Origin of the sequence: Paenibacillus sp. NRS-1781 (assembly GCF_050467745.1) — a bacterium.
GTDB classification, from domain to species: Bacteria; Bacillota; Bacilli; order Paenibacillales; family Paenibacillaceae; genus Paenibacillus; species Paenibacillus terrae_A.
Genome location: NZ_JBITPI010000086.1, coordinates 1 through 16,373, shown reverse-complemented (window position 1 = coordinate 16,373; position 16,373 = coordinate 1). Strand labels below are relative to the sequence as shown.

At 45.8% G+C, this 16,373-nt stretch carries 9 protein-coding genes and 2 pseudogenes; 1 reads left to right on the top strand and 10 read right to left on the bottom strand.

Features of this window, described 5'->3' with window-relative positions; genetic code table 11:
* From ACIFO6_RS23690 to ACIFO6_RS23655, 8 genes and pseudogenes are all read right to left on the bottom strand, one after another.
* Positions 1-251 (bottom strand): annotated as a pseudogene (locus tag ACIFO6_RS23690) (glycoside hydrolase family 32 protein); the annotation flags it as partial.
* 113 nt (positions 252-364) lie between these two features.
* On the bottom strand, positions 365-2,833 hold the full coding sequence (locus ACIFO6_RS23685) for a glycoside hydrolase family 3 N-terminal domain-containing protein (protein WP_430044464.1): 2,469 nt from the start codon (positions 2,831-2,833) through the stop codon (positions 365-367).
* Positions 2,830-5,382, bottom strand: a complete 2,553-nt coding sequence (gene bglX / locus ACIFO6_RS23680; protein ID WP_430044462.1) for a beta-glucosidase BglX — start codon at positions 5,380-5,382, stop codon at positions 2,830-2,832. The genes ACIFO6_RS23685 and bglX overlap by 4 nt, the downstream gene beginning before the upstream one ends.
* 322 nt (positions 5,383-5,704) lie before the next feature.
* On the bottom strand, positions 5,705-7,297 hold the full coding sequence (locus ACIFO6_RS23675) for a DUF3502 domain-containing protein (protein WP_430044461.1): 1,593 nt from the start codon (positions 7,295-7,297) through the stop codon (positions 5,705-5,707).
* A 91-nt stretch (positions 7,298-7,388) separates the two neighbouring features.
* The gene (locus ACIFO6_RS23670) at positions 7,389-8,273 is read right to left on the bottom strand and encodes a carbohydrate ABC transporter permease (RefSeq protein ID WP_430044459.1); all 885 of its coding nucleotides are present in this window, start codon (positions 8,271-8,273) and stop codon (positions 7,389-7,391) included.
* A gap of 28 nt (positions 8,274-8,301) precedes the next feature.
* Positions 8,302-9,267, bottom strand: coding sequence for an ABC transporter permease (locus ACIFO6_RS23665; RefSeq protein WP_430044457.1), 966 nt, complete (start codon positions 9,265-9,267; stop codon positions 8,302-8,304).
* Between the two features lie 111 nt (positions 9,268-9,378).
* Entirely contained in the window at positions 9,379-11,169 is a 1,791-nt protein-coding gene (locus ACIFO6_RS23660; RefSeq protein ID WP_430044455.1) for a sensor histidine kinase, read from the bottom strand.
* A complete protein-coding gene (locus ACIFO6_RS23655; protein WP_430044453.1) occupies positions 11,166-12,761 on the bottom strand; it encodes a response regulator in 1,596 nt (531 codons plus the stop codon). The genes ACIFO6_RS23660 and ACIFO6_RS23655 overlap by 4 nt, the downstream gene beginning before the upstream one ends.
* Positions 12,762-13,285: 524 nt before the next feature.
* On the opposite strand from ACIFO6_RS23655, the gene ACIFO6_RS23650 reads away from it, so the two are divergent.
* Positions 13,286-15,598 (top strand): GH36-type glycosyl hydrolase domain-containing protein, encoded by a 2,313-nt coding sequence (locus tag ACIFO6_RS23650; protein WP_430044452.1) that lies wholly within the window; start codon positions 13,286-13,288, stop codon positions 15,596-15,598.
* 159 nt (positions 15,599-15,757) lie between these two features.
* Here the strand turns inward: ACIFO6_RS23650 and ACIFO6_RS23645 are convergent, their stop codons facing one another.
* Both ACIFO6_RS23645 and ACIFO6_RS23640 read right to left on the bottom strand, forming a co-directional pair.
* Positions 15,758-15,997, bottom strand: coding sequence for a hypothetical protein (locus ACIFO6_RS23645; RefSeq protein ID WP_430044451.1), 240 nt, complete (start codon positions 15,995-15,997; stop codon positions 15,758-15,760).
* Between the two features lie 218 nt (positions 15,998-16,215).
* Positions 16,216-16,373: pseudogene (locus tag ACIFO6_RS23640) on the bottom strand (DNA-binding response regulator); the annotation flags it as partial.

The window sequence follows — 16,373 nt, the reverse complement described above, 5'->3', positions numbered from 1 at the left end:
TATAAATGGCAACCAAACCTGATCCTTCTTCGTTGAAAAATCCGCTTGTATTGTTCTTATCCACCACCGCACTTCCCGAGAAGATCGCTCCGTCCTCTCCAGGCGGAATTGCCGGTGGGAGTTCGTCCCAAGCCGTTGGGATCGTTCATCCAATTTTTCTCAGGTGAATAATGGAATTGAGGCCTGTATGTCTCCCTATAATAACTGTTTCGTGATCCTTTTCTGCTGCTACTGTCGTCCGTTAGGTACATGTCTTTATGGTATCAATTCTCCTCTGAATATCTGTTTCAGCCTTGATCCATAAGATATCGGTCGTAATAGAAAGCATTCGTGCAATCGCCGGCCTCCATTATCTTCAGACGTATTAATTAATAATTACTTGCGAGGCAAATGCCTTTCTGTCTACAATAAGTTTTTCTCCGGCAATTTCAAAGGATCCTTGTAAGCGAATATCCTGGGAGGAAGCCCCGATAAACACTTCCATCATCCCTGGTTCAACCACTTGCTCCATGTTCAGGTCATGGAATGCCAGTTGTTTCATATTTACCTTGAAGGTAATATCCTTCGTTTCATTAGGATCTAGGGTTACTTTTACAAATCCAACAAGCTGCTTAACGGGTCGGGCGACACTGCCAACACTATCTCTTATATAGACTTGAACCACCTCGTCTCCCGCATATGAACCTGTGTTCTGCAGCTTGAAACTCAGATTCAATTCTCCATTGGGCTGAACGGTGCGGTTCCAATTCAATTCACTGTATTCAAATTTCGTATAACTCAAACCGTGTCCAAACGGATATAGCGGGGTAGTCTTATCGTGCCCGATATATTCCGCCCAATCATTAATTTCTACATAGAGCGGCAATCTGCTGTTGTACATCGGAATCTGCCCGGCCTCTCTTACAATGGTCACCGGCAGCTTTCCACTCGGGTTCCTCTGACCGGTAAGGATATTCACAATGGCTTTCGCACCGAACTGTGCCGGCAACCAGGAATATAGGACCGCCTTACTGTGCTTGCTAATCGAAGGCGTGGCCAGAGGCCGACCATCTACGATAATTGAGATAACAGGTTTGTTCAGCTTAAATACTTCGTCCATCATTTCCAATTGCGGTTGCTCAAGCTGGATATTGATATTATCCCTGTTTTCTCCGCAGGTCGCCTGAGGATCAATCATGCTTTCCTTGCCGCCTAATACAGCAATCACAATATCTGCTTCCTGAACAGCTGCCTTTACGGCTTCGATTCCCCCATCTATAGCCTCAAAAATAGTGCAGCCTTTGGCATACAGGATCTGATCCAACCCAAACTCTTCTTCCATGACTTCCTTTATCGATTTGCAATCCGGATAGTATTTCCGGGCAAATTCTTCTGTCGTGTCATATACTTTGTTGGCGTTGCTGCCTGAGCTCAAGCTTTGCTTGATCATATTGATAATTTTCACTCTTTGTTCTGGAGTGGGCTTATCATCAAATTCTAGTCCTAAAGCTTTATAGGTCTCCTTGTGTTCGGAAATCGCGCCGGCATAAATCATTTTCAAAAAATTATCCTCTTCGGATTTGTCGAAGTCACTGCTTTGAGTACTCGCCGAATTCACAGAGGAATATCCTCCGAAAAAGTTCGTTCTTTCGTCTGCGGTAGGGCCGATAAGCGCGATTTTCAGCTTCTTTTGGAGCGGTAAAAAGTTGTCTTCATTTTTAACCAGTACAATGGATTTCTCTGCAATTTCCTGTGACAATTCCGCAGGTTCAACTTTGGAAATTTCCGCAAAGAAATCACCGATTTCAAAAGGATTCTCAAATAGACCCATTTTGAACTTGGTTTCCAGCACCCGTCTGACAGAACGGTCAATATAGAACTCTTCCAATTCTCCGGATTCAACCGCTTCCACTAAGTACTTATAACAATTGTTATTTGGCTGCTCCACATCCATACCAGCACGAAGGGCCAGAACTGCAGTTTCTTTCAGATCCTTGGCCACCCGATATCGTGAAAACGCATGGTTTATGCTGCCGTAATCCGCGACCACCAAGCCATCGAAACCCATTTTGTCTCTCAGTACGTCTGTCAGCAGCCATTTTGAAGTGGACACGGCCTGCTCATTCAAGATGCCGTAGCTGTTCATCACAGCCAGCAACCGGGCATCATGGATGGCCGCCTCAAAAGGAAAACAATAGGTATCGAATAATTTTCTGTCCGCGATTTGCTGTTCTCCACCGTTTCTTCCTCCTTCGGCGTTGCCATACCCGACAAAGTGCTTGGCGGCCGCCATTACTTCATGGTCACCCTGTATCCCCTTGACGTATGCTACGCCCATCTGCGCAACTAAATAAGGATCTTCACCATAGGTTTCGCCAATTCTTCCCCATCTTGGATCTCTGCCCAGGTCAAACAGTGGAGAATGCACTGCCCTGAATCCATAGGCAATTAGTTGTTTTTTTATAGCTTCACCCATTTTTAGCGCTAATTCGGGCTCCCAGGTGGACGCAAGGTTCAGCGACTGCGGAAAAGTCGTCGCTCCCGGGATCTGCGCTCCAGCGATCCCTTCGTTATGAATAATTACCGGAATCCCTAATCTGGTTTCCTCCAAAAGATATTTCTGAAGGCTTTTTAATTTTTCGATATCCTTCTTGTTGTCCCCGGTTAACGAAGAGTTCAGACAACTCAACGTCCCGATCCCGTCTTTCATCGCTTCTTTCAGCGGTGCTACACTATCGTCGGCATCTGAAACGGAAGCACAATATAACTGGGCTACCTTTTCCTTGAGGGTCATTCTTCCAAGTAAATCCTCGACTCTTTCCGGAATAGATTTGCTTGCATCTTTATAAGTCATTTTTCTGCCTCCTGCCAATTTATATTTGAGTTTGGGCTAAGCTCGAAAGATGCTTCCTTCACATCACAGGAGCTCGATCCGATATATACCTTGAACTCCCCCGGCTCTGCTTCGTTCTTCTTCTCCAGGTTCCAATACTCCAAATCAGCTTCAGTAATGCTGAAATGAACGTCCTGTGCTTCGCCTGCAGCCAGAATCACCTTTTGAAATCCTTTCAGTTCTTTTACTGGACGAACCACACGGCCATACAGATCCTGAATGTACAGCTGAACGGTCTCCTCTCCCGAAACCTTTCCTGTATTGGTTACCGTGACGCTGGCAATGAGCGTTTCCGAAGCCGTCATTTGGGTGTGGGACAACTGGATATCCGAATACTCAAACGTTGTATAGCTTAATCCGTAACCGAACGGATACAGCGGCTCATTTGGCCCATCGATATACCGCGAGAAGAATTTCTGTCCTTGATTGCTCTCTGTTACAGGTCTTCCGGTGTGGAAATGATTATAATATACCGGCACTTGCCCAGAATGGGCCGGGAAACTCATCGTCAGCTTGCCGGACGGATTATAATCGCCGAAGAGTACATCGGCGATGGCATGCCCGGCCTCAGATCCCAAGAACCAGGTTTCAACGATTGCATCAACCTGGCGTGCGAACCCGTCCAGTACCAGTGGGCGGCCATTGGTTAATACCAGAATGGTCGGTTTCCCTACCCGAACAACGGCCTCTGCAAGCTCCTGCTGTACCTTAGGTAAATGAATGTCCAAGCGGGAAGCCGCTTCTCCGGACATTTCACTGCTCTCTCCGAGCGCCAGAAGAACGATATCCGCTTGCTCCGCTGCGGCAACCGCCCGCTCTACTCCCCCATCCACTGCTTCTTCAACCTTACAACCTTCTTCAAGCAATAGATGTGTTTCTGAAACCCCTTTTTCTTCCATACCTTCTCTGAGCGTAACGGTCTCCTTTGTGAACCGGGACCACTGCCATGGTCCTAGGAGATCTTTACTGTCACCAAAAGGTCCGATAATGGCTATCTTCTGTGCCTTGCATGCCAGCGGGAGAACACCGTTATTCTTCAGCAGCACAATCGATTTCCGTGCCAGACTCCGGCTGACTTCCAGATGCTGCGTATGGAAATGATACTCCTTTTCTTTCTCTGGACGCACATAACGGAACGGGTCGTCCATAATGCCGATCTTGTATTTTAGGGTCAGGATGCGCCGCACGGATTCATTGAGTTGTTTCTCCGCCACCAGACCTTCTTCAATCAATTCCTGCAGCTGATCGTAAGACCGGGTTACCATCTCAATATCCATCGTGGCATCCAGAGCCTTTCTAGCCGCTTCCTTACTGTCCTTGGCATTCCCATGTGCAACAATTTCATCTATGGAACCATAATCAGAAATCAGGACCCCGTCGAAGCCCAGTTCCTTCCGCAGTACATCGTTAAGGAGGTAACGATTTCCTGCCACCGGCACACCCTGATAAGTATTAAAAGCATTCATGACCGACCCGGCGCCAGCTTCAATCCCCGCCTGGAACGGCGGCAAGTACACATTGCGAAGCGTGCCTTCTGAAATGTCCACCGTATTGTAATCCCGGCCGGCTTCAGCGGCTCCATAAGCGACGAAATGCTTCAAGCAAGCAATAAGCGTCTCTGGATCAAATAAGTTGTCACCCTGCAAGCCTTCGACCTGGGCTTTGGCGATCAGACTTCCCAAATATGGGTCTTCGCCGGCGCCTTCCACAACCCGGCCCCAACGCGGGTCTCGCGTAATATCGACCATCGGGCCATGGTTATACGTATTGCCGGAGGCACTAGCTTCTTTCGCCGCGATCGCACTGGCTTCTCGAATGGCCGCTATATCCCAACTACAGGACCCCGCAAGCGGTACCGGAAACACCGTTTGAAACCCGTGAATGACGTCAAAGTTAAAAAGTAAGGGAATCCCGTGTGGAGACTGCTCGACCGCAATTTTTTGCAATTCGAACACACGCCGACTGGTAATAGCCGAGAGGACCGAGCCTACCCGGCCTGCTGCAATCAACTTCTCCGGCGAGTCAGACGCCACCTCTGATCCGAGAGAAATGTTAGTCGACATACACTGGCTCATTTGGCCGATCTTATCGGCAACGGACATCTTCGCCAGAAGTATCTCCACCGCTTGACGGATTTCTTCCTCGTTTCGCTGCCTCACCTCATGCTTGCGGTAGGGTTGAAGCTCGGAAATCAGCATATCCTGAAGGGAAGGGCCAGGCCCTTTGGCACCTTGCACGAAGAAGGCTTCCTGATAGGGCAGCTTCACTCTGCCGTGGAATTCATCGTCTTCGAAGGTCAAATCAAATTCAATCGGTTCATCCGCTACGTAACGGGATGAGCCTTTGGCTTGCAGCATATCCCCGTCCACTGTCACGGTGTGAATCTCAATAGGAAATGGAAAAGGCTCCGCAATGACGGACAATGCATAAGCTTCCATTTTTTCAATGATGAACTGCAATTTAATCGTGGATTCAGGCGTTTGCAGTAGGAAATGCCAAGTGCCTATCATAACTCTTCATCTCACTTTCATTACTATTTGTTTAATCCTTTACATTACGTATGGTCCTTGTAAGCGCATCGGACCAACTTATCATTTACTTAGAATTTGAAGACTTGAAAGAAGTTTCTTTATCCCATCCAATCATTATAGCTTTGGAACCTAATGATGACGCTCCTCTTAATAATGCCCAGCAGATTGGTGGGAGTTGGGTTGTCTACCATACGTCAACTCGGAATAAATAGAATGCTCAGCAGCATATGCTGCTGAGCTTCTGGGTGCTTTATCCTTTACAGCTTTAACGGTCAGTCCAACTATTTTGATCGGAAGTATCTTATTTTTTCTTTGCTAAGAACGCCTCAGCCTGGGCCTGCACTTCCCCTTTCACCTTATCAAGACCAGCGCTTTTCAAGTTTTCAGCTAATTCTTCAAATGCTTTGTCGACATTCTTGACTGAACCGATATAGATTGGATTGGCATATTGCGTTGAAGCATTAGCCAGATTGGCGATCTGTGTCTTGACTTTGTCTGAGTCGAAAGTGAACCCGTTGTATACAAAGTCATCAGTTACATAATCCTTCACCTTCTCCCGGTGGTCAATATAAGACTGCGGCCAGGTGCTCATTGGCTTGAACAAATCCTTGTTCAGGAACCAGAAGCCCGCAGCATCCGGCGGATAGGTATTGTTAGCAGCCGTTACACCTTCCGGCAGGCCGATTTTACCATCTCCAGTGATGATGTAGTTTTGTCCTTCAATACCATAATAAGCTAGATACGCATAAGATGGATCTTCCATGATAAGGTCGAAGGCCTGCATGACACGATCGGGATTTTTTGAATTAGCCGCGATGGAGATCCCTTGAGTAACCCAGGGGCTAAAAGGTGCTTTACCGTTTGTCATCAATGATGGGACCAAATAGGTTTCAATCCCTTTCGATTCAGCAGCTTCCATGGTGGCAGCAATATCTATGGTGTTACCAAATGCTACCGCAGATTTGCCTTCCACAAAATTATCCTTGGAGCGGATTTTATTCGAATACGGATTTTTATTGATATAACCTTTGTCGTACCAATCCTTCATAATACCTGCAGCATATTTCTGCGCGCTGAGGTAAGGCTCATCCACCATACTGTAGATCTTGCCGGTCGGATCTCCGAAATCGTAAGCTACGCCCTGGGCCAGAGGACCACCGCCAAAAGGAGTGCCCGTGTAGCCAATTTTATCGCGCATCAGTTGTTGATAAGGCGTCGGCAGGTCAACCTGTGAGTCCAAGTTCAGGCCGATCATATCCGGATGGTTTTTCTTCACGGCTTCCAGATAAGGGCCAAGCTCGGAGAACCGTTTCACCTCGGTCAGGCCCGCTTCCGCCATAATATCCTTGCGGAGCACAGCTACAAAAACCGAACGATCCGCGGAGGAGCCCGGGATCATAAAGATTTTATCCTCAATCTTGACGGCATCCCAGGCAGCTGGATCGAGGATAGCCGATTTCTTCGGCATATTTTTGGCAATATCCTCAGCTTTCAGCTCATAAAATGCCCCTTTATTCGCCTGTTCAGCATAATAATTCCATTCAGCAGAAAAGATAAAATCCACATCTTCGCCTGCAGCCAACAAAAGCGGGTATTTTGACTGCACGTCGCCCCAGCCGATGTAATTCAACTCAATGGTGGTATTGATGTCCTTTTTTAGCTTTTTATTGAGTGCCACAAGCACCTCCGGCATCCCTTTCGGCGCTTCGCCAAGCAGATATCCCTTCAACACAACCTCTTTCTGATTGGCCGGCGAACTGGTGTTGCCTCCATCCGGCTTGTTTCCGTTTGCGTTATCCGTTTGGTTGTTGCTGCCGGCACAGGCAGACAATAGCATGGCCAGAGACAGAAGCAGCGTCAAGATGAACATAGATTTTTCCTTTGGTTTTCTCACTCTTTTTCCCCCTTTGGTAATGGAAATTTTATATAAATCCTCCATCTTGCAGGATTTATAACGAAACGGTTCTACATCTGCACAGAAGGGTTTAACCCTTTACTGCACCAATAGTGATGCCTTTGACGAAGTACTGCTGGAGAAATGGAAACAGAATTACAATGGGTCCGGTGGCAATCACTGTCATAGCGAGTTTGAATGTTTCCTTCGGTGTGTCGAGAGACGTCATATGCTGGGCCATTGCCGCAGACATGTTCATCGAGGACAGCATTTTATAGAGCAAGTACTGCAGCGGTACATACTGCTCCTTGTCGGTGAACATCATCGGGGTCCACCAGTCATTCCAATAGGCCAAAATAGTGAACAAACCGATGGAAGCGAGCGCGGGCTTGCAGAGTGGCAAAACCATCTGCCAGAAGATCCGGAAATCCCCTGCTCCATCAATTTTGGCGGATTCCACCAGCGGCTCAGGCACGGAGCCCTGTATGAAGCTGCGCAGAATCAGCACGTACATCACATTGAACATGGGGAGCAGAATCAGCACCGCAAGCGTGTTCTTCAGATGCAAATAGCTGGTAATCCAAATGAAATACGGGGCAAGTCCACCGTTGAACAATGTGGTAAAGAACAGGAAGAATGCCAATTGGTTACGGTATTTCACTTCCTTGCGGTACATGACATAAGCAGCCATCGTGGAAATCAGCAGTGAGAGTACCGTTCCAACCGCTGCCACAATCACCGACACGCGGTAGCCAGAGAGAATATCGCCGGGATTTCGAAAAATAAAGGCGTAGGCATCCAACGAGAATCCTCGTGGCAGAAAGGAATAGCCCTTCGCCAGAACCTGCCCTTCATCCGAGACAGAGCCGGAGATCAGGAAAATAAAAGGAAGCAGACATAAAATAGCAATCAGCGATACCACAATATACGAGAAAGCCTGAAAGACAGGCGCTGAGTTCAATTTATTTTTCTCCATGGTTAAATTCCCCTTTCATGCAATCAAGTTAGAACAGCGCGTTGCCCTTGTCATAACGGCGGACTAAATAGTTTGCGAACAAGACGATTATCAGCGTCAGAACGGATTGATAAAGTCCCACTGAGGAAGCCATGCCAAAGTCCTGTGTGCCCACTAGCGAGCGGAACACTAGTGTATCAATGATATCCGTGGCATTCATCAGCGCGCCGTTGTTGCCAATCAATTGGTAGAACATATCGAATTCGCCGCGCATGATTCTTCCCAGCCCCAACAAAATCAGTACCACTACTGTCGGCTTGAGTAAGGGCAGGGTGATTCTCATGATCTTTTGAAAACGGGTAGCACCGTCAATCGTCGCCGCTTCATAAATTTCCTGGTCGATCCCGACAATCGCCGCCAGATAAAGGACACAGCCAAACCCGACCCACTTCCACACATAGAGCAGCGGAAGCAGAAGATACCAGTAGCTGCTGGTCGAGTAGATATCAATGGCCTCAAGCCCCATATTCCGTAGGAACACGTTTACAATTCCGAACTCATAATTCAGAAAATTGTAGACGAACGCGGACACTGTAACCCAGGAAATGAAGTAAGGTAGGAACATAAACGTCTGAGCGGTTTTTTTGAAAAATTTGTTATACGTTTCCGAGATCAGCACCGCAGCCAGTATCGAGAAAAAAGTATATGCTCCCAGAAACACCAGATTGTACAGGATGGTATTCTTCGTCACAAGCCACGCCTTCCCAGACTGAAAAAAATATTCAAAGTTTTCAATCCCGTTCCATGGACTCATAAAAATACCATCTCTGTAGTTAAACTCCTTAAATGCCATAATGACACCCGTCATCGGAATATAGGCAAAGATGATGAAATAAATAGCAATCGGCACAAACATCGCATACAGCACCCAGTTCCTCCTAAGCTCCCGCAGCAGCGACAGACTTTTGGCCGGTTTATGCTTGTGATCCGCGACTTGCTCTACCTTGGTACCCATAAGTAGCCTCCTTCAGTATGTTTTCTCTTTCTCCTCATTTATTGTAATTGGCTTTAAAGCCTATACCTACGGGGCAAAGTTTCGTTCTTCTTTGAAAGTTTGTGATAACGCTTACATTTTTACTGATTTGGGAAGACGTATCCGGACACTGGTCCCTTCACCTGGGCGACTTGTAAAAGACAATCCATACTTCAGTCCATAATTCAGCTGTAACCGCTCTTGAATATTCCGGATGCCGAAGCCGCCCGTCCGTTTGCTTACGGCCTTAGTCAGTAAAGTCGACAACACCTCTTCCTTCATGCCGATACCGTCATCGCTAATATCCACGACCAGATCACCCTTTTCCTCCATAGCAGATACATGAATTATCCCCGTCTCCACTTCCTTCTCCATAATGCCATGCAGAATCGCGTTCTCAATCAGGGGTTGCAGCATAATTTTCGGCACCTCGCAGCTCAGCAGAATTGGCGATACTTCGAGGATTAATGTAATCACATTGCTGAAACGCATATTCTGAATTGACACATAGGATTCAATATGCCGCAGTTCACTCTCCAGGGTGACAATCTCACTCCCGTTCGACAAGCTCAAGCGGTAGAATAACGCCAACTGACCTACTACTTTGGATATTTCCCCATTACCGGATTCAATAGCCATAATATTGATCAGATCCAGCGTGTTGTACAGAAAATGCGGGTTGATTTGAGCCTGCAACGCCTTTAGTTCCTTGTTTTTCACTTCCCGCCCAAGAGTATACGTCTCCTCAATTAACCTTGATATATTCTCTACCATCACATTAAAGTTCGTGGTCAGTTCACCGATTTCATCCTGGTTACCCGGAAGAGGGGAGATTTGAAAATTTCCGTTTTTCACCTTACTCACATGCTGAATGAGCTGACGCAGACGTTTGGTTGCGGAACCGGCAACGATATAGGACAGAATGAAGGTGAGCGGGATGATAAGTGAAAAAATAAGGATCAGCCGGTTACGCATCTTATTGCTGGATTTCTGAATGTCGGAGTAGGGTACAATCATCGCTATATTCATATCTGTGTCAGGGATAGCCTGCAGTCCGAGCAGAATTCGTTTTCCATTGAACTCCAAATGATCCGCCCAGTAGTTATCCTGCTCTCTACCAGTTGAAGCCTGTGACAACATATCTAGAAACTCTCTGGAGTTATGTTGAAATCTGCCTGCAGTGCTGAGAATATCTCCGTGGTCATTGAACAAGACCACAGAGGTATATGGAGTAGCAATGGCATGGTCCAGCACGGAGCGCATTGTGCTCTGGGAGATCTGGGCGCGAACAATACCATCGTTCTCCTGTATATTGTGAGCATTTGGAATGAGGCGCAGAACCGATACCTCGTTGCCCTCTTCTTTCTCTCCAAAGGCGGAAGAGGGTAGCCAGGTGAGAACAGAATGGGAAGCGATAAACTCCTTGAACCAGTGGCTCTGCTCTACCTTGACCATGTTTAAATAGTCGAAATTTTCTGTAGCTGAAGCAAGACCCTTCTTCATGTAGAGCTGAACAGTTTCAATATCTGAATTGTAACGAAATTTCCCCAGTACCTTGGCCAGTCTATTAGCGTCGGTTCCCCAAAGATTGACATCTTCATATCTACTTGGGTCTTCTGCTACCATCGTCTGCACTGTATCATTGAAGGCAATAAAGTTCAGTACCTCTCTGACTGTTTCTGCACGGTACTGCAAGTAGGATTTCGTTTCCTCCAGCATCTTTTGGGCCGTATACAATGCCTGCTTCTCATTTTCATTAGCGGTTAGATGTAAATGCAGAAAGAGCAGCACGACAAAGGGAATAATTATTACCATCATATAGGAAGCAAACAGCTTGTGGCGGATGCTGAAATCAGCGAACGGCTTTGGGGGTTTTAATCTCATTTGGCCATCTTCTCCCGATACTCCGAAGGCGTACAGCCCGCATATTTTTTGAAAAAGGTAGTGAAGTAATTGGCGTCCGTAAAGCCTGTCCGATCCGCAACCTCGTACAGTTTCAGTTCCTTGTCTAGCAGCAGCTCCTTGGCCTTTTCCACTCGCAGCGAAGAAATATATTCCTTAATCGTGCCTCCACTTTGCTTCTTAAACAGGGAACAGAGATAGGTCTCACTCAGCGACACATGATTCGCAATGTCTAGAATTGTGAACCCCTTTTCTCGATAGTTTTTGTGAATATAATGAATAATATCCCTCATCTTGGGTGTTATTCCGCTTGGATCCTGCGAAATCTGAAACAATTCAAGAAAGGAAAGAATATATTTCTCTATACTTGCCAGATCTTGAATACGGTCAATCTCCTTCAAAATATAGCGTCTCTCCGTGTCTTCATCCGTATCTGTGAATCCAAGTTGTACCGCTACATCCAGAATCACAAACAAAAACTGGAAATAGCAATTCTTGAGCCGGGAAATATCCAGATCGCGTGCTGCCCTGGCCTCTTCCGTCCAATTCACAATAAGACTGCGAGCATCCTCCAGTTCGCCCTGCTTTAGCAGTCCGCGCAGACTGCGAACCACGTTCCAATCAGTAGCAAGCTCCCGGTTACCGCCAATGGCACCAGCAAAGATCAATTGGCTACCTTCGCTGTAATAATGCAGATTGCACGCATCCAAGGCAGATCTGTACGAATCAGGAATCTGCATCCTTTCTACCACTGGCTCACCAACCCCCATGCGAAAACGGATATCATCTCCTATGGTCTTAGCTAACTCCGAATACAGTTCTTCCAGCACGTTGCGATGTTCCCGGTAGCTGCTGCCGAAGGCTCCTGGCAGAATGAAGATCAAAAACTGATGGTAATCAAAACCGCAAATGCCCTGTAGTGAAGCCAGTCTGCTGCTCATATTTATCTTCTGAAGCACTTCTTCCTGCACGACCTTCGGATTCTCCGGATATTGCGTCGGATACCAGTACAAGGAAGATGCGATGACGGTGAAGGGTCCTTCTATAGGCAGAAGAAAAGTTTCCCTGCTCTCTAGAGCTTTTGTCACATTGGGAGAACCGGGAAGCGAGATCAGCTTGCGGATCATCTCTTGTCTCAGGTAAGGCAGACCTTCATCATAGGCATCCTGCAGTTGGCGTTCCTCCATACGTTTCTTCTCATCATGCTTTCTGGACTCCACTGCAGCTTGAACGGCCTTTCGGACCTGATCTGGATTGATCGGTTTCTCGATATAGTCCAAAGCGTTCAACCGGATCGCTGACATCAGATATTCTTTGTCTGAGAATCCGCTCAGAAACAACAGCTTGCATGAAACTTCGCTTTCACGTAGTCGTTGTGCAAATTCTATACCGTCCATCTTCGGCATCCGGATATCACAGAGCACAACATCGGGACGAAAGCTCCGGCAAAGTTCCAGGGCAATTATGCCATTACGTGCTGTTTCAACCTCATGAATACCTATTTCCTCCCAAGCAATATGCTTGCGAAGCATTTCTCTGGTTCTCTCTTCATCATCTACGATCAGCAATTTCATGATGCCCCCCCTTTGAGATGTTTAGTGCTGGGATCTTCTTGAAAACAACAAAAGCAGACCGTTTAATCGGACTACGATTAATCTTCAATATACAGTAATTGTACAGGTGACTTTAAGCTACATAATAAACTGCAGGAGGCAGTTCATCAACATGTATTGATAACGGTTTCATAATAAATAATATTCAATTAAGAATCCACTGGTATGAATCCCCCTCTTATATCATAGAGCATTCCCTTCCCCAGACCTACCAGAGAAACTTGTGATTTTTCTTTGAAAGTTTGTGATTGTGGTATACCTTATACTTCAAGTTATTCTTTCAATAAGCAAGCAGCACCTAAAATGAAGAAAGAGCATAGAAGATTCTCCTACAAAATCGAAAGATTGACTGGTATCATCTCCTAACAAATGAAGTTAATATTATTCTGTAAAAAATGTACATCAAGATGAACGTTGCATTTTCAGCAGGTGACGGCTAGAACTCATCTCATAAAGGACATTAATTTATAATGGAGGGATTAATCATGGAAACAGGCAAAATTCATTATTTCAAAGATCAAGGAAACTCATGCGTTATCACAGACCCTCGGCCCCCGCGGTACTGGTACAATTATTTGTGGAGTGAACAAGGATATTGTACACAGGTGTCTCAAATTGGACACGGCCGCAGCTACTACATCAACTCCAAAGCAGATATGTGTATGATTAATAACCAGGATGCAAAATATATTTATCTGAGAGATGATGACACGAACACATACTGGAACATCGGTGAAGGGCCGCTCAATGAGGCTATAGATGACTTTACTTGTGAACACAGTATTGGCTATTCTGTTGTTCAGTCCCAGAAGAATGGTATTCACGCTTCCTGGAAACTGTTTGTACCGCATCAGGGCTATAATGAGGTATGGGTGGTAAAAGTCAAAAACTCCACAAATCGCGTGAAAAATATCAGTCTTTTTTCCGCAGTGAGCTTTGAACTCGAAGGTTTTAAATACCCCCGCTATTATGAAATGTATAGAAGCTGCGAAACAATATTTGATTCCGATCTCAACGGTGTTTACTGTCAGTCCAAGCATCCTTTTGCACCACATGCCCGTTATAACGGCTATATCTCCTGTTCAGAAACCGTACATGCCTACGATGGTGACCTTGGAGAATTTTTGGGTCCATTGGGATCCATCACCAAGCTCGACTCCATACCTGCTCCCTTATTCCAGCGGCCTGATGTTGTTATCAAAGGCCGGGACTGTACAAATTCCACAACTACACTTTCCAATTTGGGAGGCGTGCTGCAGAATAAACTATCTTTGGCACCTGGTGAGGAGAAAGAGCTCTATTTTGTTATGGGAGTCAGTGAGACCCTGAAGGAAGCTGTTCAGACTGCGGACAAATATTTCGATAAGAACCGACTCGAGAAATCATTGCTTGAGACCCAGGCACATTATAAATCCAAGTATAAAAGCTTGAGTGTAAATACACCTGATGATAAGCTCAACATCATTATGAACGAATGGGTAAAGAAGCAGATTGATTTTTGCATAGTCGGCAAGAAAGGAGTTCGGGATAATCTTCAAATAGCTGTTGCTCTGCTGAATTATCGACAGGATCGGGCCAAAGAAGAAATTATCGAATGCTTGAGACATCAGTTCAAGGAAGGCCATGCAGTACTTACTTGGTTCCCCTATGACGACACTCGCTACTCGGACCAACCCTTCTGGATTATATGGGCGGTAATTGAGCTGATTAAGGAAACTGGAGATTATTCGCTCCTTGATCTAGAGATCGAATATCAGGATGGTGGCTCTGGAACGATACTTGAGCATATGAAGGCAGCTGTCAATCGCTTGATTGAGGATAAAGGGACAAATGGCTTGGTACGTATCATGTTTGCAGATTGGAATGATGCTCTGAATATTACAACTGACCCTGAAGCAGAGTCAGTCATGCTCTCAGAGCAGTTCTGCTACGGCCTGCGAGAATTGAGCCAACTGATGCAAATTGTCGGAGATAGTGACTATGCCAGTTACTTAACAGAACAGTACGATCTGCTCCGTCGGGCGATTAATGAGTCAGCCTGGGATGGAAACTGGTATATGCGTGCGCTGAGCAAAATAGAAAATATCGGTTCCAAAGACAGTGAAGGCAGCAAAATTTATATCAATGCCCAATCATGGGCTATTCTTGCGGACATTCCGAATGAGGAAAAACTTCCAAAAGTGTTGGAGTCGATTGACAGTATGGAGCATGAATTTGGTTTCCCAATCAACATGCCTCCTTATCCGGAATACTCCCCTAACGTTGGGAGAATGTCTGGTATGCTACCGGGGTTATTTGAGAATGGTGGGGTTTACTGTCATGCCACAGGCTTCAAGATAATTGCAGATTGTAAGGTGGGGCGTGGAGAATCAGCGATTCGTACGTTGAAGAAAATCATCCCTGACAGTGAAGCAAACCCTTCCACTCGATCTGGGGCAGAGCCGTATGTCTTTACCAATTGTTATTCCATACATCCTAAGTTTTACGGAAAATCCTATCAATCCTGGACAACCGGAACTTCTGCCTGGGGACTCATGAGCCTGTACGAAGGCATACTGGGTATTAAGCGGGATTACGCTGGATTGCGAATAGATCCTTGTTTCCCTCCGGAATGGGATTCAGCTGAAGTGTACCGCGAATTCCGCGGCAATCAATATCAAATTTCCATTACTAACCCTTCCCATCTATCCAAAGGAAATGTAGAAATCCATGTAGATGGCCGCTTGATTTCTGGTAACATACTGCCGTTATTTGATGACGGGCTGCTGCACCAAGTTGAGATAACGTTAATACCTTAAATGGATAGGATGAGAACGTGTGGAATTTTCTAAAAACCTAATTTATAAAGTGAGCTGACACCCACCTCAGAACAATAACTCCGTGCAGTGCTTGTTGTTTATCCATGCCTGCACGGAGTTTTATCGTCATGGTCTTTTGTTAAAATGCGATTCCTAGACCTACATATTGACGGTTTTTAAAGCATCCATAGCCTCTTCATGAGACATAGCAATTGTATATAAACTTAAAGTAGCGATTGGGACAACCTTCTCGTATTTGTAGAAATTCATCATGAATTTCTGCCAGTTTACAGTTATGCCGAGTTTCACGCTTAAGCATTCGCCCAAGTTTATCATGTTGCGATGCGAACCCACTTCAGGAAGATGACCCTGTTCACCTGATATCAGTGAATACTCCATGGAAACTTACGTTTGACACGGTTCAGTGCGACCCACTGTTGTACGGACAAAGTTATTGCATAATACATTAAAAGCGTGGACTGACCAACATGCGCAATTTCATCAATAGCAAAGTGGACAGCCATTGTGAAAATCCATAGTACGATCGTTACCCTAGTACCTTTTCGATAGACCACATTATTCAACCCATATTCTTACAGTGAATACTCTAACAGCTGCCATACCTCCTGACCTTGGTGTACACATCGGATGCCATCAAGCAGTTCTTTCATCTCCGTATCCTTTAACAAATAACCTACCGCTCCCGCACGTATACCTTCAATAATGTAGTTTTGGACATCAAATGTTGTTAATAAAACACGTCTGTTGATTAACC